The following is a 23,200-nucleotide window of genomic DNA, read 5'->3' on the forward strand; positions in this document are numbered from 1 at the left end:
GCGCTCTGGTTCGCCACTGGCTCGCCGTGGTCCGCACAAAGGTTGATGTCGAGCACAAGGCAGTTCACTTTGATGCTGCCATCGGGCTTTCTTCAACTATTGTCAATCTTGCCGGCATGGGACCAGCGCGCAATGGCATCACGAGATCGTTGGCGCCCCGTGATACCGGCGGCCAGCCAGATCAGGTTCGTCCTGAAGCGCGAAAATACAGCAAATGGCGTTTGTCGGTCTGGGTGTATCCGCAGATCGTTCGCCGACAATCGGTTTATTTCTTGGCGTTCTGGTTCGCCACTGGCTCGCCCTTGACGCGCACATCGGCAATCGTCGAGCGCAGCGCCGTTACCTTGGTGCCACCGCCGAGATCGATCTCGAGCTCGTTGTCGTCGATGACCTTGGTCACCTTGCCGACGAAACCGCCGCCAGTGACGACCGTATCGCCGCGGCGCACCGCCGCCAGCATCTCGCCGCGCTTCTTCAACTGCGTGCGCTGCGGCCGGATGATCAGAAAATACATGATCACGAAAATCAGGACAAACGGCAAAATGCTGATGAACATATCCGGGGAGGTGCCGACGCCTTGGGCATATGCCGGTGTCACGAACATCGAAGTACTCCTGAATTTTGAAAAACAGCCGCCAAACGGGTAATTTGGCGGCCCCGTGAAATTTGGCCGGAATATAGTCGGTAAAGTTGCCAATGCAACTGCGGCCGAGCATTTCAGCTGCTTTTCCGGCTGGTTGAGCCGTGTTAGAGCATGGTCCCGAAAGATGGAGCGCGGTTCTCGAAAAAGATCGTGCCCTAACAAAAGGTTGGAGCCGGTTCCGAAACCGCCGGAATCAATAGGTTCCGTTGCTTCGTGAATGCAAAAACAAAAGACAAGAATGACCGACAGCACCATCGAAGCCCTGAACAGGAAGCTCGACCGCCTGATCGAGGCGGTCGCCCGCCTCGCCCCGCCTCCGGTGCCGGAAACCGATCTCGGCGGGGCCGACTGCTTCGTCTGGCAGGCTGATCCCGGCTATCTGGAGCCGGTGCGCAAGGTCAACCGCGTCGACATCGGTCTGATCCGCGGCGTCGACCGCGTCCGCGACATACTGGTCGACAACACCGAGCGTTTCGCGTCCGGTTACGCAGCCAACAACGTGCTGTTGTGGGGCGCACGCGGCATGGGAAAATCCTCGCTGGTCAAGGCCGTGCATGCGGCGGTCAACGCATCGGCAAAGCTGGACCTGCCACTCAAGCTCATCGAGATCCACCGCGAGGACATCGACACGCTGCCGAAGCTGATGGCGCTGCTGAAGGCAGCGCCTTACCGTTTTATCCTGTTTTGCGACGACCTTTCATTCGACCGCGACGACACGTCCTACAAGTCGCTGAAGGCGGCGCTCGAAGGCGGGGTCGAGGGCCGCCCGGCCAATGTGATCTTCTACGCCACGTCGAACCGGCGCCACCTTTTGCCGCGCGACATGATCGACAACGAGCGCTCGACCGCCATCAACCCGTCGGAAGCGGTCGAGGAAAAAGTCTCGCTCTCCGACCGTTTCGGCCTCTGGCTCGGCTTCCACAAATGCTCGCAGGACGAGTATCTCGACATGATCGACGGATATGTCCGCCATCACGGACTTGCCATCGATCCCGAGACGCTGCGCGCCGAGGCGCTGGAATGGGCGACGACGCGCGGCAGCCGTTCGGGCCGCGTCGCCTGGCAGTACACCCAGGATCTGGCAGGCCGGCTCGGCAAGTCGCTCCAGGATTAGACCATGATCCCGAACCGAAGGTCAGCGTAGCAAAAAGTGGAGCCCGGTTTTCGGACAAGATCATGGTCCGGAAAAGCCCCTGAAAAAGCCCGCCCCTTGCGGAGCGGGCTGAGCCGGCGGGCCGGACTGGAGGTCAGGCGGCCCGCAATCGCTTTTCTTGTTCTATTCAAGATAGGTCGAAGGATCGACTTTCTTTATTCAAGATAGGTCGAAGGATCGACTTTCTTTATTCAAGATAGGTCGAAGGATCGACCGGCGCCGAATTCTTGCGCACTTCGAAATGCAGTTTCGGCGAGTCGGTGGTGCCGCTCATGCCGGACTGCGCGATTTCCTGGCCGCGCTTGACCTTCTGGCCGCGCTGGACCTCTATCGAACGGGCGTGACCATAGACTGTGACCAAACCGTTCTCGTGGCGCACCAGCACCGTATTGCCGAATTCCTTGAGGCCATCGCCGGCATAGATGACGACGCCGTTCTCGGCCGCCTTGACTGGCGTTCCTTCCGGCACGGCGATGTCGACACCGTCCTTGCCGCCGCCGAAACTGGAGATCACGCGGCCGCGCACCGGCCAGCGCATCTTGCCGATACCGGTGGCGTTCGGCGCGACCGCGTCGTCGTCCTCGGCCTGCTGGATGACCTTTTCCTTCTTCGGCGGCGTGTAGGCGGCGAGCGTTTCCGACGGCGTCGTCTTCGCCGCAGGCGGGGTGGTGGCAGTCGTTACCGGATCGACCTTTGCCGGCTTGGCGTTGGCAACTGTCGCGGTTCCGCCGGCCGGCACCTTCAATGTCTGGCCGATCTTGAGCAGACCGTCCTGCATGCCGTTCGCCTGCTTCAACGCAACCACGCCGACGCCGGTCTTCCTGGCGATGGCCGACAGCGTATCACCCTGCTGCACGGTGTAGGCGCCACCGGCACCAGCCGCCTTGGGTGCGGCGTCCTTCGGCTGGCTTGCTGCGGCCGATGCATCCACCTGCGCGGCGGACTTGCCCTCCTTGAGCTTGGGCTGCTGCGGCAGCACGGCGACCATCTCCGGCGCCTTGGCCGGCACATCGTGCTTGGTGTCGTTCGCAGGCTTGGCGTCGGCAAGCTTCGGCGCCGGTTTCTTGCCCGAATAGGCATAGGCCGGGATGACGATCTTCTGGCCGGTCTTCAGCCCGTTGGTCGCGCTTAGCCCATTGACCTTCATCAGGGCGTCGGCGGGCACGCCGTAGCGCCGCGACAGGCCGGAAATGGTCTCGCCGTCCTTGACGATGATCTCGGTGGCACGCGGTTCGCCGCCCGCCGTCGCCATGCGCGGAGCATCGGGCTGTGACTCTTTGAACGGCTTTGCCACGGTTCCGGTCGCAGTCCGGTCGACCCGGGGAGCGGCTGGCGCCGAAGCGGTGCGAGCCGGACTGGCGGCGGGCGCCGACGCGGTAGCCGGCTGCGCCTGGTCGACCGGCGGCAATTGCTGCGTCGTGACCGGTTCGAGGCTTGAACGGCTTACCGACTGGGTGTGGCTGCCGTCGAGCGGCGCGGCCGAAACCGCGGCGGCATCGCCGGGATAGGGCTGGGCGGCGTCCTGCTTGTCGATGATGGCGCGCTGGTTGTTTGTCGACGACGTGAAGACGTCGTCGACACTGTTGAACCGCGAGACCTGGGAGCTGCATCCCGCTGTAGTGCCCGCAACCATCAGGACGGCGATACCCCGCGCCAGGTTGCGTCCGTTTGCCTTCAAAATACTGAATTGCATCGCATTTACCCGCAGATACCCGGTACAGACTGACCGTGATTAAAGCGCGTTAATGTTACCGGCCGGTTAAACCTCTAGAATCAGACGCAAATTTTCTTAAAATATTTAAAGCTGCATTGGACGAGCGTGATTCAGCTGAGGTAAGCCGGAGACGGACCAGACAGGTGAGTTGCGGGCATCACCTGAATATCGACAGATCCTAGATGACGGCGGCCACGCTGCGCAGGATCGGCTGCAGGCGTACGAGACCGATGTCCTCGCGTTCGAAGCGGCTGCCGACCTTGGTCAGCTTGGCCAGCACCTGCTCGCCCTCCTCGGGTCCGATCGGGGCGATGACGATGCCGCCGCTCGACAATTGATCGAGCAGGAAGCGCGGCAGGCTGTCGAAGGCCGCCCACGCGACGATACGGTCGAACGGCGCTTCATTGGCCAGTCCGTTGGAGCCGTCCGCCTGGCGCACGACGACATTGCCGATACCGAGCGCCTCGAAGCGCTGTTTGGCCTGCTCGACCAGCGTCTTGTAGCGATCGATTGTGACGACGCGCGCGGCGAGCCGCGACATCACCGCCGCCGTGTAGCCCGACCCGGTGCCGATCTCGAGCACCCGGTTGCCCGGCTCGATGGCAAGTGCTGCGATCACCGCAGCCTGCAGGTCGGCGCCCTCGATCGCCTCGCCGCATTCGATCGGTAGCATGCGGTCCGACCAGGCGATCGGATGGAACTGTGCGGAAAGGAAGCCGCGCCGCGGCGTCGCCTCGAAGGCGGCGATCAGCGCCTTCGGCACCACGCCCTTGCCGCGCAGACGGAGCAGGAAAGCGGCGAAGCCTTCGCGGTCATCGGCCGTCGGACCATGGTTCAGGTTCATGCGAGCGCCTTGGTCAGTTGATCGCGAATTTCATGCGCCGTGAGATCGAGCTGCAGCGGCGTCACCGACACCAGCCGGTTGCGCATGGCATGGAGATCAGTGCCTTGCTTGCCCTCGACCGGCTCGCGGCCGAAGCGCAGCCAATAATAGGGAAGCCCGCGGCCGTCGCGGCGCTCGTCGACCCACAGGCTGTGGACGAGCTTGCCTTGCGAGGTGACCACCGTGCCGGCGATCTCTTCGGGAAGGCAATTCGGAAAATTGACGTTGAGCAGCACGCCATCCGGCAGCGGCATGGCGACCAGTTTTTTGAGCAGCGCCGGCGCCAGCGCCTCGGTGGTCTCGTAAGGGACGAGGCGATCCTCGCCGACATAGGAATAAGCCTGGCTGAGCGCGATCGAGCGCACACCGAGCAGCGCGCCTTCCATGGCGCCGGCAACGGTGCCCGAATAGGTGACGTCGTCGGCGATGTTGGCGCCGGAATTGACCCCGGACAGGATCAGGTCTGGTGCTGCGGGCAGGATTTTTTTTACGCCCATGATGACGCAGTCGGTCGGCGTGCCGCGCACGGCAAAGTGCTTTTCGCCGATCTTTCTCAGGCGCAGCGGCTCCGAGATCGACAGCGAATGCGCATAGCCGGACTGATCCTGCTCCGGAGCCACCACCCAGACATCGTCCGACAGCGTGCGGGCGATGCGTTCGAGCGATGCAAGGCCCTCGGCATGGATGCCGTCATCATTGGTCAGGAGGATGCGCATTATCTCGATTCGATCTTTTCCAGACCGCCCATGTAAGGCCGAAGCGCTTCAGGAATGGTTACGCTGCCATCCTCATTCTGGTAGTTTTCAATGACGGCAATAAGGGCGCGGCCGACGGCGGTGCCGGAACCGTTCAGCGTGTGGACGAAGCGGTTGCCCTTGCCGTCCTTGTCCTTGTAGCGGGCATCCATGCGCCGTGCCTGAAAATCGCCACAGACCGAGCAGGACGAAATCTCGCGATAGGCGTTCTGGCCCGGCAGCCAGACCTCGATGTCATAGGTCTTGCGCGCGCCAAAGCCCATGTCGCCGGTGCACAGCGTCACGGTGCGGAACGGCAGGCCGAGCCGCTTCAACACTTCCTCAGCGCATTCGGTCATCCGCTCGTGCTCGGCAAGCGAGGCGTCCTGGTCGGTGATCGACACCAGTTCGACCTTGTAGAACTGGTGCTGGCGCAGCATGCCACGCGTGTCACGCCCGGCCGAGCCCGCTTCCGAGCGGAAGCACGAGGTCAGCGCGGTATAGCGCAGCGGCAGTTTTTCATGCGGCGTGATGTCTTCGCGCACGAGATTGGTCAGCGGCACTTCGGCGGTGGGAATGAGGCCAAGCCTGCCGTCCCCATGCGGGGCGAAGAACAGATCCTCCTCGAACTTCGGCAGTTGCCCGGTGCCGAAAAGAGCTTCGTCGCGCACCATCAGCGGCGGCTGGATCTCCTCGTAGCCATGCTCGGTCGTATGCAGATCCAGCATGAACTGGCCGAGCGCGCGCTCCATCCGTGCCAGTCCGCCCTTGAGCACCGTGAACCGCGAACCGGACAGTTTCGCCGCCCGCTCAAAATCCATCATGCCGAGCGCTTCGCCGATCTCGAAATGCTCCTTCACCCAGTTCGGGCGGGCCGGCACCTTGCCGACGGTGCGCTTGACGACGTTGTCGTGCTCGTCCTTGCCGACCGGCACGTCGTCGAGCGGCACGTTGGGCAGCACCGCCAATGCGTCATTCAGCGCCTTGTCGAGCTCGCGTTCGCGCGCCTCGCCGTTCTGGATGAAGGCCTTGATCTCGCCGACCTCGGCCTTCAGTCTTTCGGCAAGGGCGGCGTCGCCCGAGCGCATGGCGTTGCCGATTTCTCTCGAGGCGGCGTTGCGGCGCTCCTGCCTGGTCTGCAGCTCGGTCAGATGTTCGCGCCGCGCCTCGTCCCTGGCGATCAGATCATCGACCGTGGACTGCGCCTCCGCAACCGGCCACGAGCGCTTCTGGAGCGCCTCGACAAGGGCCTTCGGATTGTCGCGAATCCATTTGATGTCAAGCATGGTCTGTTCGTCCTCAAGTAGGCTAGAGGGGGCGTAAACCGCATCCTTGACCGATGCAAGATGTGAAGATCGAGTTCCCTCGCGCCCCGCGCTGTCCCGCAAACCTGAAGATAACGGCGATGCCGCTAGGTCGATGACGCGTCCGCCGGCTTTTCGGCCGCCGCTTCCGCAGCCTCCCGCTTCTCGCGCGCCAGACGTTCCCGTTCCTTGCTGCGCTCGATCAGCCGGGCCGACCAGATCGAGACCTCGTAGAGAAGGATGGTGGGAACGGCCAGGCCGATCTGGCTTATCGGGTCGGGCGGCGTCAGAATAGCCGCGACGACGAAAGCGATGACGATTGCCCATTTGCGCTTTTCGACCAGCGCCTCGGACGACAGCATGCCCACCCGCGTCATCAGGCTGGTCACCACCGGCAACTGGAACACCAGACCGAAGGAGAAGATCAGCGTCATGATCAGGCTGAGATATTCCGACACTTTCGGCAGCAGCGAAATCTGCACCTGGTCGTCGGTGCCGGCCTGCTGCATGGCGAGGAAGAACCACATCACCATCGGCGTGAAGAAGAAATAGACCAGCGACGCGCCCATCAGGAACAGGATCGGCGAAGCGATCAGGAACGGCAGGAAGGCGTTGCGTTCATTCTTGTAGAGGCCGGGCGCGATGAATTTGTAGATCTGGGTGGCGATCAGCGGAAAGGCGATCACCATGCCGCCGAACATCGCCAGCTTGACCTGGGTGAAGAAGAATTCCTGCGGCGCCGTGTAGATCAGCTCGACCTTGTGCGGGTCGAGCCCTGCCCATTGCGTCGCCCATTTGAACGGGATGACCAACAGGTTGAACAACTGCTTGGCGAAGAAGAAGCAGAACAGGAAGGCGACGAAGAACCCGCCGATCGACCACATCAGCCGCCGGCGCAACTCGATCAGATGCTCCATCAGCGGAGCCGCCGACTTGTCGATCTCGTCCTTTTCCGAAATGCTCACTTGGCGGCTCCCGCCGTCTTTTTGGCGGCTGCGGCCGGCTTCTTCACCGTTGCCGGTACGGGCTTCGGCTCGGCCTTTTTAGCCGCGGTCTTTGTCACAGCAGGTTTTGCCGCTGGCTTCGCTGCGGCCTTGGAGGCCGGCATCGCTTTCGCTGGCGCGCCCTCCGTCTTCGCCGCCGAGGCCTTTGGCGATGCGGCCGGCGCCGCCGTCGCGACAGGCGGTGTCACCGAACCATCGGTCATCGCCGGAAAGGTCGGCGCCGCCGGCGCCGCTTCCGGGGCATCGACGCCCGGCAGCACCGTCGCGCCATTGTTCAGCGCGGTATCCTGCGGCGTCGAAGCAGCCGGCGCGACCGGGTCTGCGGCCGGCTTCGGCTTCATCACCGCGTCGACGCCTGAACGGACGTCGGCCGCCGCCTGCTCGAACGGGTTGAGCTGTTTCCTGATCTCGGCGGCCGGGTTGAGGCTTCTGAGTGAATCGACCGACTTCTTGACGTCGTCAAGCTCGGCCTCCTTCAGCGCATCGTTGAACTGTTTCTGGAAGTCGGCTGCCATGCCGCGCATCTTCGCCGTCGTGCGACCAAAAGTGCGCAGCATCTTGGGCAAATCCTTAGGCCCGACGACCACGATCATGACGATCGCGATCACCAGCATCTCGGTCCAGCCGATGTCGAACATGGCGATACGTTCCGACTAAAGTTTTGGGCTCAGCTCTTGCTGGCCTTTTCCTTCGCTGCCGAAACGGTTTCGTCGGCACGGTGCTCGACGGTGCGCTTGTCCTCGGCAACCTCGTCGTCGGCGATGCCCTTCTTGAAGCTCTTGATACCCTTGGCCATGTCACCCATCAGCTCGGGAATCTTGCCGCGACCGAACACCAGCAGCACGATCACCAGCACGATCAGCCAATGCCAAATCGAAAATGAACCCATAACAATCTCTCTCGAAAGTTTTCTCTGACGATGATCTATGCGCTTTCGCGCCGGGATTCAAACACAACCGCGACAGAGTTTATAAATGAGTGGCCGAAGTCACGCAGTTTCGGCGCCTCAGCCCGCTACCTATCGGCGCAGCCGCTAAATACCATCGCTTTCGGCACGTCGTTTGCGGTCAATCTTCCTCGACGCGCGGCGTCAACAGGCCGAGTTCCTCAAGGTCGATGTCGGTCAGCGGATCCTCGTCATCGGTCAGCACGTCCGGGTCGGCCGGCGGCATCGGAATGGAAAAATTCGACGGCATGCGGCCCGAAAGCAGCCCGGCACCCTTCAATTCCTCCATGCCGGGAAGATCGCGGATCTCCTCCAACGCGAAATGGTCGAGGAAGATGTCGGTGGTGCCGTAGGTGACGGGACGGCCGGGCGTGCGGCGCCGGCCGCGCATCTTCACCCATTCGGTCTCCATCAGCGTGTCCAGCGTGCCCTTCGAGGTCTCGACGCCTCTGATATCCTCGATCTCGGCGCGCGTCACCGGCTGGTGGTAGGCGATGATCGCCAGCACTTCGAGCGCCGCACGGGACAGCTTCTTCTGCTGCACCGTGTCGCGGCTCATCAGGAAAGCGAGATCGCCGGCGGTGCGGAACGCCCAGGCATCGCCAACGCGCACCAGATTGACGCCGCGCCGCGCATAAATCTGCTGCAGCTCAGCCATCGCCGCGGCAATATTGATGCCGTCGGGCAGGCGCCCGGCAAGCTGCCTTTCGCTGACCGGTTCGGCGCTGGCGAAAACGATCGCCTCGGCCATGCGCACGGCCTCTGCCATATGCAGCCGCTCGCCGGGATTCTGGGACAAGTTCTGGGCCTGACTTTCTGCCGGCACCTCGGCGAGCACACCGTCTTCGGTCTCGTCGTCGACCTTGAACGGAATGACCGAAGCGTTGGTGCGCTCGCTCATGATGCCACCTCAACTGCCCTGATGCCTTGCGCACGACCGCGCAGATAGAGCGGCGCGAACACGTCGTCCTGCCGCATTTCCATTTTGCCTTCGCGCACCAGTTCCAGCGTCGCCGCAAACGAACTGGCAATCGCGGTACGCCGCTCGTCCGGGTCGGTCAGATATTCGACCAGGAAACGGTCCAGCGCCGTCCAGTCGGCAAGCGTGCCGATCAGCCTGTTCAGGATGTCGCGCGCATCCTTGAGCGACCACACACCGCGCCTGGCGATCGTCACATTGGTGATCGCCTGCTTCTGGCGTTGCGCCGCATAGGCAGTCAGCAGATCGTAGAGCGAGGCCGAATAGGCGTTGCGTTTCTCGACGATGACCATTTCCGGCATGCCGCGGGCGAACACGTCGCGCCCGAGCCGATTGCGATTGACCAGGCGTGCCGCCGCGTCACGCATCGCTTCCAGTCGCTTCAACCGGAATTGCAGCACCGCCGCCAGTTCCTCGCCGCTTTCACCGTCGTCGCCGGGTTGCTTGGGGATCAAGAGCTTCGACTTGAGAAACGCCAGCCACGCCGCCATCACCAGATAGTCGGCGGCAAGCTCTAGCCTGAGCGCCCTCACCTTTTCGACGAAAGCCAGATATTGCTCGGCCAGCGCCAGGATCGAGATGCGCGACAGATCGACCTTCTGGTTGCGGGCAAGATGCAGCAGAAGATCGAGCGGGCCCTCGAAACCGTCGACATCGACGACCAGCGCGGGATCGCCGGTCAGCCGCGAATCGTCGTTCTCGGCCCAAAGACGGTCCATCGGTGCGGCCTTGCCGGCCTTGCTGTCCAACGTTTCCGCCACTTCCTGTCGCTTCCTTTGCTTCTAACTTCGTGTTTGACCGTGATCTGTTCCGAAAAACCGGCTCCCACCGTTCGGGATCATGGTCTAGGCCACCGCATCGAAATAGGTGGCGAATTCGGCGCGTATCTCGGTTTCATCAGCCCGATCGCGGTTCTTGATATAGGTCAGTGCCCGCTGCGCGCGTTGCAGCGACGTGCCTTCAAGCCCCGTTGTGCGCGACGCAATGCCGACCATCTCCTCGAAAACGCCGTTGCAGTGAAGGACCAGATCGCAGCCCGCCGCAAGGATCGCCGCCGCCTTTGTCGGGAAATCCCCAGAAAGTGCCTTCATCGAGGTGTCGTCGCTCATCAGCAGCCCGTCGAAACCGATTTCGCCGCGGATGATCTCGTCGATGACCTTGCCGGAGGTGGTGGCCGGGTTCTTCGGGTCGATCGCGCTGTAGACGACATGCGCCGTCATCGCCATCGGCAAATGATTGAGCTCCCTGAACGGGGCGAAATCATGCCGCTGCAAGTCGCTCATCGAGGCATCGACGGTCGGCAGTTCGAAATGCGTGTCGGCAAAGGCCCGTCCATGCCCGGGAATATGCTTCATAACCGGCAGCACGCCTCCCGACATCAGGCCCTCTGCCGCGGCGCGGCCCAGTTCGATGACGGCACGAGGCTCCTTGCCATAGGCGCGCGCGCCGATGACGTCGCTGGCGCCCTCGATCGGCACGTCGAGCACCGGCAGGCAATCAGCCGTGATGCCGTAGCGCAGCAGGTCGAAAGCATGCAGCCGCGCCATCAGCCATGCTGCGCGGTTGCCGGCATCGTGGTCGTTGCGCCACAAGGCGCCGAGCGCGCCACCGGCCGGATAATTCGGTGCCAGCGGCGGCCGCAGGCGCTGCACACGGCCGCCTTCCTGGTCGATGAACACCGGGGCGTCCGGGCGCTCGACACAATCGCGCATCGCGGCGACCAGATCGCGGATCTGCTCGGCCTCGCCGATGTTGCGGGCAAACAGGATGAATCCCCACGGGCATTCGTTGCGATAGAAACTGATTTCGTCGCGTGTGAGCGATTTCCCGGCGCAGCCAAGGATCATGGATTTTGATTCGGTCATGGGCGGGAGTTTAGAGCTTCACGCAGACAAAGGGAATCGCATCGAGCCACATCGCTCGAGCCGGAACCCTTCCACACGAGGAACTCCTTCCACCATAGAAAACCGGCGCGGTCTGTGACCGCGCCGGTTCTTTCGGCCCAAGGGCGGGAGATTTGAAAAATGGTTAGCGCGACACGAAACAGTTGCCGCCAGCAGCCTTGTAGTTGGTGCACAGGCTGATCGCATCGTTGCGCGACTTCGCCGGGACGCGAACGCGATAGAACGTTCCCTTGCCGGCGATCTCGGCCTTGACGATGTTGGCCGTGTGGCCGGAAAGCACGCTGCCATAGCGACGCTGCAAATCCTGATAGGTCGACTGGGCGCTTTCGACGGTCGGCTGCGAGGCGATCTGCATCGACCACGAGCCACCGCCGGTCGAGGCCGCCGCCGGACTGATGGACGCAACCTGGTCGGGCTTGACCTCACCGACGACGTCGACCGGCTGGTCGGACGGACGCTGCGGCGCCACCGGAACCGTGGCCGGCGTGTTGGCAGGCTGGTTGGTTTGAGCTTCAGCCTCAGCCGTGGGCACGGCGGCCAGATTGACTGCTTCCGGCGTGGCGGTTTCGGCCCGGTCGCCGGCCACTGGGTCGCCCACCGGATCGCCGCCCAACAGGTCGCCACTTGCCTGGTCGGCAACAGACGCTACGGTACCGGTCTGCGCCGCGTCGCCGGCCTGACCCGCCGGGGCCACAAGCTGCGGCGCCGGATCGACAGGCTCGACGGCAGCCACCTGCGATGCCGCGGGCGCCGGATCCTCGCGCGCAACCAATGACCCATCTGATTTGACGACCATGGTTCTCACCTTGCGTGGCGCAACGGCGACGACATCCGGCTCGATGCCCTGCTCGGCCTCTTGCAGAACCTGGGCGATACGATCCTCGGACTTGGGTGCCGGCGCGGCATTCCCGGCCGCTTGCGTGCCGCCGGCAGCTTGCGTGCCGCCGGCAGCTTGCGTGCCGCCGGCAGCTTGCGTGCCGCCGGCCGCATCGGCGGCTTCAGCCGTGTCGATGTCGTCGGGCGTAAGATCGACCACACGGCTCTGCGGCGGTTCCTTGGCCGCCACGTCCACCGGCTCTTCGGCGTTGGTGACCAGTTTTTCCTGGACCGGTTCGGCAGGCCTCGCGCCCCCCTTGGCCACGGCGTCGTAAACCTTGTTGTCCTGGTTCGGCACGACGGTGCCGCCCGGGTTTTCCGGCCTGACCTTGATCGGTGCGTTGTCCGCCTTGACGATGACCGGCGCATCGGTGCCGCCGTTGCCGCCGAAAGACAGCGCGAAGGCGCCGAGACCGCCGGCGATCGCCACGGCGCCGACGACTGCGGCGACCAGCAGGCCGCGGCTCCGGGGCCTCGCGGCATCCTGCTCGGCCAGGCCTGGAACCGACATGGCCTCATCCAGTTCGGGGTCGTAGTCGAGTTCGTCCAGGGCAAAGTCGTTGGCTTGCGCTTGCGAAACCGGCCGGCCGCTGGGCAAGTCGCCCAGATCGAAGCCGCTGGCGGCATCGGCGTAAGACGCACTGACGGGCGCTGCTGCCGGTCTCGCCGCATAGGTCCGCGTTTCAACGCGGTCGGGCTCATGGCCTGACTGGAACCCGGCCGCTGACTGGAACCCTGCCCCCGGCTGGGGTCCGGCCCCCGGCTTGAATCCGGATTTGTAGGATTCGTCGTCATACGCCGTGCTGCGCGCCGGGCCGGCAGCGACGTCCACGGCATTCATTTCCGAGAGAAGGTTGGCGAACTCGGTATCGAGATCGTCATAGGCAGGCGCCGGCGGTGCGTCTTCATTGACGTCGAGTTCCGGAATATCGAGGTCGTCCGCCAGCGCTACGACGCGCTCGGGCACATCGACTGTCTCGACATCGGGCATCTCGTCATATGAAGAGGCTTGTTCGCTTTGCACCGGCGCAGGCGCCGCATCGACGGCATCGCCTTCGGCCGGCTCATCCTGATAGGCCGGCTCATCCTGATAGGAGGGTGCCGCAGCGGTTGGCGGTGTCGTTGTTTCTGTGGTCGCCGAAGCCGCCGGCTGGGCTGCAAAGGCGGGTTGCGGCTGTGCCACCGGCGTTACGCGGCTCCACGAACGGGCCGGCGCAGGCGCGGCGGAGGGTGCCGCCATCCAGCTGAGCGAATCATTCGGATCCTGCTGTGGAGCGGCGTCATCGCCATGATCCAGACCGATGTCCTTGGCGAAGGCGGCGTGCAATGCATCGTCGTCGAAATCGACATCAGCCGGTCCGGCAGCGTCTTCGGCGCCGAAATCATGGCCCACGAGCCCGTCGAGGAGAACGGTGTCGAGGTCGGCGTCGGCGGCCTGGACCGCGTCTTCATTCGACTGCTCCGAAAGGTCTTGCTCGTCAAGGCTCCCGGCCAGTTCGTCGGTGGGATCCACTGGTTCGTCGGCGGCTTCTCCAGCCGCGGCTACAGGTTGCTGGACCATGGCGGCCGCGGACGCTGCCACCGGGGCAGCCCGTGCGCTCATGGTGCCCAACAGCGCGTTCAATTCGTCTTCGAGGCTCCGCTCCTCAGCGACGGCGGCTGGCGCCGTCGGTTCGGCTGCAACGCCGGGGGCCCGAGTAGCCGGCTCCTCGGCTTCATCGGCAAGCGTGTCGTCGAAGCTCAATTCAAAATCGTCGTCGAACGCATGTTCCGGGGTCGCGGCGGAAGGCTCGTCGTCGTTGGCGGCGATAGAATCCGGCTCGTCAATTTCTGGCTCGTCGACTTCGACCGGCTCAGCCGTGCGAATGTCGAAATCCATGTCGACGTCATCCATGGCGACGTCGGCCATAGTGTCGTGGTCGGCAAAGTCCTCGTCGGACTCATCCGAAGCGGCCCAAACAGCCGCAGCGGGAGCCTCGACAGCGGCCTCGATCGGCTCATGCTCGTCGAGCGTCAGCTCGTCTTCGAGCGAGCTTGCGACGGCGTTGTCGAATTCATCGTCGAACGCGGGTTCGGCGGCCGGCGCGGCGATGTCGGCGGCTTCGGCAGCCTGCTCCACCTGCACGTGCTCGTCGAGCGTCAGCTCGTCTCCGAGTGAGCTGGCGACGGCGTTGTCGAATTCATCGTCGAAGGCGGGCTCAGCGGCCGGCGCGGCGGTGTCAGCGCCGGTATTTTGTTCGTCCGCCGCATCGTCGTCCAGCCGGAAATCCTGTTCGAGCGACGCAGAGAGTTCGTCGTTTACCGGCAAATCGTCTTCGAACGGCGACACGTCTTCGAGCGAACTGGCGATCGCATGGTCAAAATCGTCGTCGAACGCCGCTTCAACAGCCGGCGCGGATACTTCGGCAACACCGGAACCCAGGTCGGCGGCGGCAACGGCATGGGCAGTTTCGTCCGCCGTGTCGTCGTCCAGCCGGAAATCCTGTTCGAGCGACGCGGCAAGCTCGTCGTTCCCAAGCTCGTCGTTCCCAAGCCTGTCGTCCACCGGCAAATCGTCTTCGAATAGCGACACGTCTTCGAGCGAACTGGCGAGCGCTTCGTCGAAATCGTCGTCGAAAGCAGCTTCAGCAGCCGAGGGAGTTCCGGCAACGCCAGAGCGAACATCGTCGATAGCAACGGCATCGGCGATTTCGTCCGCCGCTTCATCGTCGAGCAGGAGATCCTGTTCGAGCGACGCGACAAGCTCGTCGTCGATTGGGTCAGTAGCAGCCGCGTCGAAAGCCGGCTCGCGAAGCTTGGCTGCGCCGTCATTGGCGTCGCCGCCGAATTCGCCCATCAACTCCTTCTCGAGGTCGATGCCGAAATCGCCGTCGTCCGCTGGCTGACTTGCTGCAGCCGCCGTCGACTGGGCCTGCGGCTTGACCGGCTGGCGCGGGTCGAAGCCCATGATCCTGGTCAGTTCCGCGAACGGATCATCGTTGGCGATATCGTTTTGGGCGGCTGCTTTCAGCTGGGTTCTGTCTGCCATTATTGTTCCCGAACTCGCACTCATTCGGACGCCGTTGACGTCGCGCAGGGTTGGCCCTTACCAGCGCAATGTGGGCAAAAGGTGACAGGTTTTTTAGTCAAACCTAACGCATTTCGGTGGGCGCATCGGCTCCGATCAGCGTCAGGCCGGACGTCAAAACGTCCGAAACAGCCTGCACCAGCCCTAGTCTGGCATGGGTCAATTGTCGGTCGTTAACCTTAACAAAACGTAAGTCGGGATTTTCGGTGCCGCGGTTCCAATGTCCGTGGAAGCTGGAGGCAAGATCGTAGAGGTAGAATGCCAGCCGGTGCGGCTCGAGCGCAAGTGCCGCGGATTCGATCAGCCGCGGATATTCGGCAAGCTTCCTGATCAGGCCGATCTCGCCTTCGTCGGTCAGCGAAGCGGTGGCGGCGGCCAGCCGATTGCGGTCGAAATTGGCCTCACCCAGCTGTTCGCTCGCCTGCCGGAACACCGAATGGCAGCGCGCCGAGGCGTACTGGACGTAGAACACCGGATTGTCCTTCGACTGCTCGGTCACCTTGGCGAAGTCGAAATCGAGCGGCGCATCGTTCTTGCGGTAGAGCATCATGAAGCGGATCGGGTCGCGACCGACCTCCTCCACCACTTCGCGCAGCGTTACGAAATCGCCCGACCGCTTCGACATGCGCACCGGCTCGCCCTCGCGAAAAAGTTTTACCAACTGGCAAAGCAGCACGGTAAGCTTCACCTCGTCGCCGGAAATCGCCCTGGCAAGCGCTTCCAGGCGCTTCACATAGCCGCCATGATCGGCGCCAAGCACATAGATCAGCTCGACGAAACCGCGATCGACCTTGTCCTTCAGATAGGCGACATCAGCGGCAAAATAGGTGAAGGTGCCGTCCGACTTGACCAGCGCCCGGTCCATGTCGTCGCCGACCGCTGTCGAGCGGAACAGCGTCTGCTCGCGATCCTCCCAGTCGTCCGGCTTCTCGCCCTTGGGCGGCGGCAGCTTGCCCTTGTAGATATGGCCCTTGAGGGTCAGGTCGTTGATCGCCGAGCGGATTTTCCGGGCGTTGTCGGCATGCAGGGTGCGCTCCGAGAAAAAGACGTCGTGATGCACATTGAGCAGCGCCAGATCCTCACGGATCATTGCCATCATCGCGTCGATCGTCCTGTCCTTGACAATGGCAAGCGCTTCCTCATCCTGCATCTGCAGCAAGGAACGGCCAAATTCGCTTACCAGAGCCTGGCCGACCGGCACGAGATAGTCGCCTGGATAGAGCCCGGCAGGAATCTCGCCGATGTCGTCGCCGAGCGCCTCGCGGTAACGCAGCATGGCGGAGCGGCCGAGCACGTCGATCTGCGAACCGGCGTCGTTGATGACATATTCCTTGATCACGTCATAACCGGCGAAGGCCATCAGATTGGCGAGCGCATCACCCACCACGGCGCCGCGGCAATGGCCGACATGCATCGGTCCGGTCGGGTTGGCCGAGACATATTCGACATTGGCCTTCTTGCCGCCGCCAACGGTCGAGCGGCCGTAATTGCGGCCTTCGCCGAGCAGCGCAGTCAGATGCACCTGCCAGAACTCGTCCTTGAGCCTGAGATTGACGAAGCCCGGACCGGCAATTTCTGCAGCGGCGATGTCCGGGTCGGCGCGCAGCGCTTGCGCCAGCCTTTCAGCCAGTACGCGCGGCGGCTGGCCGGTCGGCTTGGCCAGCACCATTGCCGCATTGGTCGCCAGGTCGCCATGGCTGGCGTCGCGCGGCGGCTCGACGGCGACGCGCGACAAGTCCAGCGAACCGCCGTCTTTGTCTTTCAAATCAAGCGCTTCGACGGCCTTTATAATTCGCGCGTTGAAATCGGCGAAGATGTTCATTGGTGTGGCCCTGGCTCTGGCGGCTTTGCGGGATTCCGGCCTATTGGCCGGCAAAATCGAGCCCCGCCTAGCTTAATTCAGGCGTATGGTCAAACAAACGGCGGTGTTCCTTCAAAGCGTAGGTATCCGTCATGCCCGCCAGGAAATCGGCGACGCTGCGCGCCTTGATGCGATCATCAGCCCGGTCGAGCCCTTCGCGCCAGCCATCGGGCATGGCGCGCGGATCGGCGATATAGACCTCGAACAGGTCGTTGACGATCTGCTCGGCCTGGTTGCGCACGCGCACGACTTCGCTGTGTCGATAGAGATGCTTGTAGAGAAAGGCTTTCAATTCCTCTTCGAAAGCGGCCATTTCGGCTGAAAAGGTCACCATCGTCTCGCCTGCCGCCCTCACCGCGTCGGCGCTGTCCGGCTTGATGCGGGCCAGATTGGCGGTGGTGGAGATGATGACATCCTCGACCATCATCGTGATCTGCCGGCGCATCAGTTCGTGCCCTGTCCTCACATCGTCCAGCGCCGGATAGCGCTGACGCACGCCGTCGAGGATCGAGCCGGGCAGCGAGACATTTTCCAGCATGTCCAGCTTCAGAAGGCCCGACCTCAGGCCGTCATCGATGTCATGGCTGTTGTAAGCAATGTCGTCGGCGATCGCCGCGCACTGCGCCTCGATGCCGGCGAAGCGGTCGAGCTCGAGGTCGTGCAGCTCCGAATAGTCGCGGATCGCTTGCGGCACCGGCCCCTTCAGCCCGTTTCCGCTGGCGTCGGTCAGCGGTCCGTTGTGCTTGACCAGCCCCTCCAGCGTCTCCCAGGTGAGGTTCAGCCCGTCGAATTCGGCATAGCGGCTCTCCAGCCGCGTCACCACGCGCAGCGACTGTGCATTGTGGTCGAAGCCGCCCCAGGCCGCCATCTTCTGGTTCAGCGCATCCTCGCCGGTATGGCCGAAGGGCGTGTGGCCGAAATCGTGCACCAGCGCCACCGCCTCTGCCAGGTCCTCGTCGCCGCGCAGCGCCCGCGCCAGGGCGCGCGCGATCTGCGCCACCTCGATCGAATGCGTCAGCCGGGTGCGGTAATGGTCGCCCTCATGCGCGACGAACACCTGCGTCTTGTGCTTCAGCCGGCGGAAGGCCGTCGAATGGATGATGCGGTCGCGGTCGCGCTGGAACGGCGTCCGGGTCGGGCTCTCCACCTCGTCGAACAGCCGCCCGCGCGACTTTGCCGGATCGCAGGCATAGGCGGCGCGTGGCCGATAGCCGAAACCGATGTCGCCCAACTCATTTGTCATCGCCCCAACCGATTTCCATAGCCCCAACCAATTTCCATAGCCCCGCCAATTTCCATAGCCTACGCCGCAGTTGACTTGCCCCCTCGCGCTTCATACCTATCATGTGAAACCGAAAGCAAGGTGACGCCCATGGGCGCTGATGCCAAGACCGCCATGAAAGTCGAGATGACCGACGCCGCCGCCAGGCGGATTGCCAAGATTGTGTCTGGCGAAGCCGGCAAGACGGCGCTGCGCGTTTCGGTCGAGGGCGGCGGCTGTTCCGGTTTTTCCTACAAGTTCGACCTGGTCGACACCCGCAACGATGACGACGTCGCCATCGAGAAGGACGGCGCCACCGTGCTGATCGATGACCTCTCGCTGGTCTATATGGGCGGCTCGGTGATCGATTTCGTCGACGATCTGATGGGCCAGTCGTTCCAGATCAGGAACCCGAATGCGGTCGCCTCGTGCGGCTGCGGCACCAGCTTCAGTATTTAGAGAATGCCTACCATTGGCGCGGTCCGTCAGGTCGCGCTTTCAGCCGGGCGCGATCTCGATGCAACGCTGGCGTTCTGGCAAGACGTGCTTGGCATGGCCGTGCACGTGCGCTTCGATCCGCCTGGCATCGCCTTCATCATGGCCGGCGATGTGCGGCTGCTGTTCACCGATGGCTTGCCGGCTGGCACCGTCTACCTCGACATTTCGGGCCTTGACGATTTCCACGCCTCGGCAAAAGCCGCCGGCGTCCCCTTCACTGCGCCGCCGATGCTCGTCCACCGCGATACCCAGGGCCTGTTCGGGCCGGCGGGGGAAAGCGAATGGATGGCCTTTCTAAAGGATCCGGCAGGCAATACGATCGGCCTCGTCGAACGCCATCCGCCCGAGCAGCAATGAGGCCGTCATGAAAATCGTCACCTGGAACATCAATGGCGTTCGGGCCCGTATCGGCAATTTGACCCACTGGCTGACGGAAAGCGCACCCGATATCGCCTGCCTGCAGGAGATCAAGACGGTCGACGAGCAGTTTCCGCGGGCCGAGATCGAGGCGCTTGGCTACAACGTCGAAATCTATGGCCAAAAGGGATTCAACGGCGTCGCCATCCTGTCGAAGCTGCGCTTCGACGAGGTCATCAGGGGCCTGCCGGGCGACGATGCCGACGATCAGGCGCGTTTCATCGAGGGCGTGTTCTCGACCGACAAGGGCGCTTTGCGCGTTGCCTCGCTCTACTTGCCGAACGGCAACCCGATCGACGACGAGAAGAAGTTCTCCTACAAGCTGTCCTGGATGGCGCGGCTGGAGCGCTGGGCCGAGGCAAGACTCGCGCTCGAAGAGGCGCTGGTGCTGGCCGGCGATTACAATGTCATCCCCGAACCGATCGATGCGAAGTTCCCGGAGAACTGGCTCGGCGATGCGCTGTTCCAGCCGCAGACCAGGCAGGCGTTCCGCCGGCTGAAGAACCTCGGCTTCACCGAAGCCGTGCGCGCGGTCAGCGACTCGCCGGACATTTTTACGTTCTGGGACTATCAGGCCGGCGCCTGGCAGAAGAACAACGGCATCCGCATCGATCACTTGCTGCTCTCGCCCGAGGCCGCCAATCGCTTTTCCTCGGCCTCGATCGAAAAGCATGTGCGCGCCTGGGAAAAGCCCTCGGATCACGTGCCGGTCGCCATCGAACTGGGTTTTGCGCCAATCTGATCATTCGGGGCCCGAACTGCCGGATTCCCGGTGGATGGACCGTCATATCGCCACAATCGGGGTTTCCGCTGCAATTCGGGTTCGGCCGGGGTTCAGGATGACGATCAGGCTTTTAATTTGCCCATGTGCCGCCGCGCTCGCCCTCGCGGCAACGTCGGCGTTTGCCAATCCTGCATGCCTGGCCAACGGAACATCATTCCAGATCGGCCAGGTCGCCTGCCTGACGCTTTCCGGTCGGAGCCATCTCGCCCGCTGCGACATGGTGCTCAACAACACGTCATGGACAAGGATCCGGGACGATTGTCCTAAAACCAAGCTGGCGCCGCCGGCCACGCCGATTTCAACGCCGGAGTCCGGTCCCGTTCCGACAAAACCGACCGTGAATTGATCCCGACTTTTTCGAGATCCCCACTCTTTCTATTGACCCAGTCTTTCCCAGCCGTTGGCTTCGCGACTACCGGTCGCCGCCACCCTTGGTGAGGATGTCGTCGGCCAGCGAAATCGCGGTGCGGCGGTCGGCCTCGCCCGCGGCGGCAAACGCCTCTTCCTGCATGCCGCGTATCCATGGCTGGTCGGAAGGCGCGGCCCGTTCAAGCGCCGCGGTCATCATCGCCAGCCCCCGAACGATCTTGCCGCTCTGGAAGAGCAGGTGACCGAGCGTCGCCTGCGCGCCGGCATGGCCCTTTTCCGCAGCGAGTTGGAACCAGCGTCCGGCCTGCTTGATGCTCGCCTTGACGCCGCCCTTGCCATTCAGGAAGATCTGGCCCATCTCGAACTGGGCATTCGGGTTGCGGTAGTTGGCGGCGGCGCGCATGTAGTACTCTTGGGCCGCCACCTCGTTCTCTTTGATCGGGCTGCCGGGGATGCCCGTCCTCAGATAGTCGCCGAGCGCCACGAGCGCATCCGAAACATAGCTCTCTTCCGGCGAGCCGGGCTCGACGTCCTGGTCGACGATCTCGCTGAAGAACTTGAACGCCGCGTAGTCGTCGCGCTCGACGCCGTCACCCTCGGCATACATGCGCGCAAGCTTCCAGGTGGCGCCGATCTGGCCGTTTTCGGCCGCGTATTTATAAGCCTCAGCAGCCTGCTCCTTGCGGCCGTTCTTGTAGGCGGAGAAGCCGAACTGGAACACCGCCCACGGGCTCGACTGCGGCTTCACGCCGGTCTTGTCGTCGAACACCTTGTCGTCGAAGGCCATGGCCTGGCCTGCGGCGCCCAAGGTCGCGCCAAAAGTGGCGATCGCGACCAGTGCCGAAAAGACAGACAGCCTCAGCAACTCAGATATCCGCATAACAATGTGTTTCTCTCGCACCACCGGGATGGGTGACCGCCCCGTCGCGGGCAGGCCCTACCGTTTGTGCATATTTCCAGATCGCGCCCGACTGATAGTCGGTCGCGCGCGCCTTCCATGCCTTTGCCCTGGTCGCCAGTTCGGTGTCGGACAGCGCCACCTCGATGGTGCCGTTCACCGCGTCGATCGAGATCAAGTCGCCATCCCTGAGCAGCCCGATCGGGCCACCCACGGCGGCTTCCGGCCCGACATGGCCGATGCAGAAACCGCGTGTCGCGCCCGAAAAACGCCCGTCGGTGATGAGAGCCACCTTGCCGCCCATGCCCTGGCCATAGAGAGCCGCCGTCGTCGACAGCATTTCGCGCATGCCCGGACCGCCGCGCGGTCCCTCGTAGCGGATCACGAGGACCTCGCCTTCGCTGTAGCTGCGATCCGTAACCGCCTGGAAACATTCCTCTTCCGAATCGAAGCAGCGTGCCGGGCCAGAGAATTTAAGCTCCGACATGCCCGCGACCTTCACGATCGCGCCTTCGGGGGCAAGGTTTCCCTTCAAGCCCACGACGCCACCCGTTCGGGTGATTGGTCGGTTGGCGGGACGAACCACATCCTGGCTATCATTCCAGGCAACGTGCTCCATATTTTCGGCTAAAGTGCGGCCGGTCACGGTCAGGCAGTCGCCATGCAGATAGCCGTGGTCGAGCAACGTCTTCATCAAGAGCGGAATGCCGCCGGCCTCGAACATGTCCTTGGCGACATATTTGCCGCCCGGCTTCAGGTCGGCGATATAAGGCGTCTTCTCGAAAATGCTGGCGACGTCGAACAGGTCGAACTTTATCCCCGCCTCATGCGCGATCGCCGGCAGATGCAGCGCCGCGTTGGTCGAGCCGCCGGTGGCCGAGACCACGGTCGCCGCATTCTCCAGCGCTTTCAGAGTGACGATGTCGCGCGGGCGAATATTTTTTGCGATCAGTTCCATGATCTTTTCGCCGGAGGCGAAATTGAAGCGGTCGCGCATCTCATAGGGCGCCGGCGCCCCGCAGGAATAGGGCAGCGCCAGCCCGATCGCCTCGGCGACGGTGGCCATGGTGTTGGCGGTGAACTGGGCGCCGCAGGAGCCGGCCGACGGACAAGCGGCTTGCTCGATTTCGAGGAGTTCGGCGTCGCCGATCGTGCCGACCGAGTGCTGGCCGACGGCCTCGAACACATCCTGCACGGTGATCTGCCGGCCCTTGTAGGAACCGGGCAGGATCGAGCCGCCATAAATGAAGATCGACGGCACATTGAGCCGCACCATGGCCATCATCATGCCGGGCAGCGACTTGTCGCAACCGGCAAGACCGACCAGCGCATCGTAGCAATGGCCGCGCATGGTGAGTTCGACCGAATCGGCGATGACCTCACGCGACACCAGCGACGATTTCATGCCCTGGTGGCCCATCGCAATGCCGTCCGTGACGGTGATGGTGCAGAATTCGCGCGGCGTGCCGTTCGCCGCGGCGACGCCCTTCTTGACCACCTGCGCCTGGCGCATCAGCGAGATGTTGCAGGGCGCCGCCTCGTTCCAGCAGCTGGCGACGCCGACCAGCGGCTGCGCGATCTCGGCCGCCGACAAGCCCATCGCATAAAGATAGGATCGGTGCGGCGCACGCGCCGGACCGACGGTCACATAGCGGCTGGGCAGCTTGGCTTTGGAGATGACTCTGGCGTTCATTCTCTTCCCTTGCCCCGGGGCGATGAGACCTGCGGTGCGACCTGCCCCAACGCCGAGCCTTTTGGCATGCCTGGGACGCATTCGAGGTGCGCCGGGTTTATGGCGGGAAGTAGGCAATGTCGGCGGGCGCGGTTGTGGCGCGAGGGTTGTTCAGAAACTGTTGCCAAAACATCACGATCGCGTGAGGCAGAGGGAAGCGGCGTCGTTGCAGC

The 23,200-nt window shown here is 63.3% G+C and carries 20 protein-coding genes; 4 read left to right on the forward strand and 16 right to left on the reverse strand.

The genetic code is table 11. The annotated features are described in order from the left end of the window. Positions 1–265: 265 nt before the first annotated feature. Positions 266–604, reverse strand: a complete 339-nt coding sequence (yajC, locus tag AC0L17_RS10565; RefSeq protein ID WP_023802565.1) for a preprotein translocase subunit YajC — start codon at positions 602–604, stop codon at positions 266–268. Positions 605–881: 277 nt separating this feature from the next. Between yajC and AC0L17_RS10570 the strand changes: the two genes are divergently transcribed. After that, positions 882–1,757: an ATP-binding protein gene (locus AC0L17_RS10570; protein WP_473515774.1), complete on the forward strand. Its 876-nt coding sequence runs from the start codon at positions 882–884 to the stop codon at positions 1,755–1,757. Between the two features lie 226 nt (positions 1,758–1,983). Here AC0L17_RS10570 and AC0L17_RS10575 read toward each other — a convergent pair whose 3' ends face one another. The 13 genes from AC0L17_RS10575 to AC0L17_RS10635 form a co-directional block, all read right to left on the reverse strand. Beyond that, positions 1,984–3,489, reverse strand: a complete 1,506-nt coding sequence (locus AC0L17_RS10575) for a peptidoglycan DD-metalloendopeptidase family protein (protein ID WP_473515775.1) — start codon at positions 3,487–3,489, stop codon at positions 1,984–1,986. Between the two features lie 199 nt (positions 3,490–3,688). Continuing rightward, the gene (locus AC0L17_RS10580) at positions 3,689–4,354 is read right to left on the reverse strand and encodes a protein-L-isoaspartate(D-aspartate) O-methyltransferase (protein ID WP_473515776.1); all 666 of its coding nucleotides are present in this window, start codon (positions 4,352–4,354) and stop codon (positions 3,689–3,691) included. Further along, a complete protein-coding gene (surE, locus tag AC0L17_RS10585; protein WP_027156218.1) occupies positions 4,351–5,109 on the reverse strand; it encodes a 5'/3'-nucleotidase SurE in 759 nt (252 codons plus the stop codon). Before surE ends, AC0L17_RS10580 begins: the two co-directional genes overlap by 4 nt. Further along, on the reverse strand, positions 5,109–6,413 hold the full coding sequence (serS, locus tag AC0L17_RS10590) for a serine--tRNA ligase (protein ID WP_473515777.1): 1,305 nt from the start codon (positions 6,411–6,413) through the stop codon (positions 5,109–5,111). The genes surE and serS overlap by 1 nt, the downstream gene beginning before the upstream one ends. A 125-nt stretch (positions 6,414–6,538) precedes the next feature. Beyond that, positions 6,539–7,348, reverse strand: a complete 810-nt coding sequence (gene tatC / locus AC0L17_RS10595) for a twin-arginine translocase subunit TatC (RefSeq protein ID WP_051407946.1) — start codon at positions 7,346–7,348, stop codon at positions 6,539–6,541. 44 nt (positions 7,349–7,392) lie between these two features. Continuing rightward, entirely contained in the window at positions 7,393–8,073 is a 681-nt protein-coding gene (gene tatB, locus AC0L17_RS10600; protein WP_473515778.1) for a Sec-independent protein translocase protein TatB, read from the reverse strand. A 29-nt stretch (positions 8,074–8,102) separates the two neighbouring features. Further along, positions 8,103–8,324 (reverse strand): twin-arginine translocase TatA/TatE family subunit, encoded by a 222-nt coding sequence (locus AC0L17_RS10605; RefSeq protein WP_023802572.1) that lies wholly within the window; start codon positions 8,322–8,324, stop codon positions 8,103–8,105. 178 nt (positions 8,325–8,502) lie between these two features. Further along, positions 8,503–9,282: an SMC-Scp complex subunit ScpB gene (gene scpB / locus AC0L17_RS10610; protein WP_287229315.1), complete on the reverse strand. Its 780-nt coding sequence runs from the start codon at positions 9,280–9,282 to the stop codon at positions 8,503–8,505. Further along, positions 9,279–10,079 carry a segregation and condensation protein A gene (locus tag AC0L17_RS10615; protein WP_023802574.1) on the reverse strand — a complete coding sequence of 267 codons (801 nt, stop codon included), beginning with the start codon at positions 10,077–10,079 and terminating at the stop codon, positions 9,279–9,281. The genes scpB and AC0L17_RS10615 overlap by 4 nt, the downstream gene beginning before the upstream one ends. A gap of 126 nt (positions 10,080–10,205) precedes the next feature. After that, positions 10,206–11,225, reverse strand: a complete 1,020-nt coding sequence (gene nagZ, locus AC0L17_RS10620; RefSeq protein ID WP_473515779.1) for a beta-N-acetylhexosaminidase — start codon at positions 11,223–11,225, stop codon at positions 10,206–10,208. A gap of 163 nt (positions 11,226–11,388) precedes the next feature. Next, complete coding sequence (locus AC0L17_RS10625; RefSeq protein WP_473515780.1) at positions 11,389–15,168, reverse strand: SPOR domain-containing protein; 3,780 nt, start codon at positions 15,166–15,168, stop codon at positions 11,389–11,391. A 103-nt stretch (positions 15,169–15,271) separates the two neighbouring features. Next, positions 15,272–17,029, reverse strand: coding sequence for an arginine--tRNA ligase (gene argS / locus AC0L17_RS10630; RefSeq protein ID WP_473515781.1), 1,758 nt, complete (start codon positions 17,027–17,029; stop codon positions 15,272–15,274). Between the two features lie 67 nt (positions 17,030–17,096). Beyond that, positions 17,097–18,311 (reverse strand): deoxyguanosinetriphosphate triphosphohydrolase, encoded by a 1,215-nt coding sequence (locus AC0L17_RS10635; RefSeq protein WP_473515782.1) that lies wholly within the window; start codon positions 18,309–18,311, stop codon positions 17,097–17,099. Positions 18,312–18,440: 129 nt separating this feature from the next. Between AC0L17_RS10635 and erpA the strand changes: the two genes are divergently transcribed. From erpA to xth, 3 genes are read left to right on the forward strand one after another with little or no spacing between them, the layout of a single operon-like run. Beyond that, positions 18,441–18,788 carry an iron-sulfur cluster insertion protein ErpA gene (gene erpA, locus AC0L17_RS10640; protein WP_006335221.1) on the forward strand — a complete coding sequence of 116 codons (348 nt, stop codon included), beginning with the start codon at positions 18,441–18,443 and terminating at the stop codon, positions 18,786–18,788. 3 nt (positions 18,789–18,791) lie between these two features. Further along, a complete protein-coding gene (locus AC0L17_RS10645) occupies positions 18,792–19,184 on the forward strand; it encodes a VOC family protein (RefSeq protein WP_473515783.1) in 393 nt (130 codons plus the stop codon). A gap of 7 nt (positions 19,185–19,191) precedes the next feature. After that, the gene (gene xth, locus AC0L17_RS10650; RefSeq protein ID WP_473515784.1) at positions 19,192–19,986 is read left to right on the forward strand and encodes an exodeoxyribonuclease III; all 795 of its coding nucleotides are present in this window, start codon (positions 19,192–19,194) and stop codon (positions 19,984–19,986) included. Positions 19,987–20,440: 454 nt separating this feature from the next. Here the strand turns inward: xth and AC0L17_RS10655 are convergent, their stop codons facing one another. Together AC0L17_RS10655 and ilvD are read right to left on the reverse strand one after the other, a co-directional pair. Further along, complete coding sequence (locus AC0L17_RS10655; RefSeq protein ID WP_473490380.1) at positions 20,441–21,277, reverse strand: tetratricopeptide repeat protein; 837 nt, start codon at positions 21,275–21,277, stop codon at positions 20,441–20,443. Next, positions 21,264–22,988 (reverse strand): dihydroxy-acid dehydratase, encoded by a 1,725-nt coding sequence (gene ilvD / locus AC0L17_RS10660; protein WP_473515785.1) that lies wholly within the window; start codon positions 22,986–22,988, stop codon positions 21,264–21,266. Before ilvD ends, AC0L17_RS10655 begins: the two co-directional genes overlap by 14 nt. Positions 22,989–23,200 lie beyond the last annotated feature (212 nt).

This window comes from Mesorhizobium sp. WSM4829 (assembly GCF_055811475.1).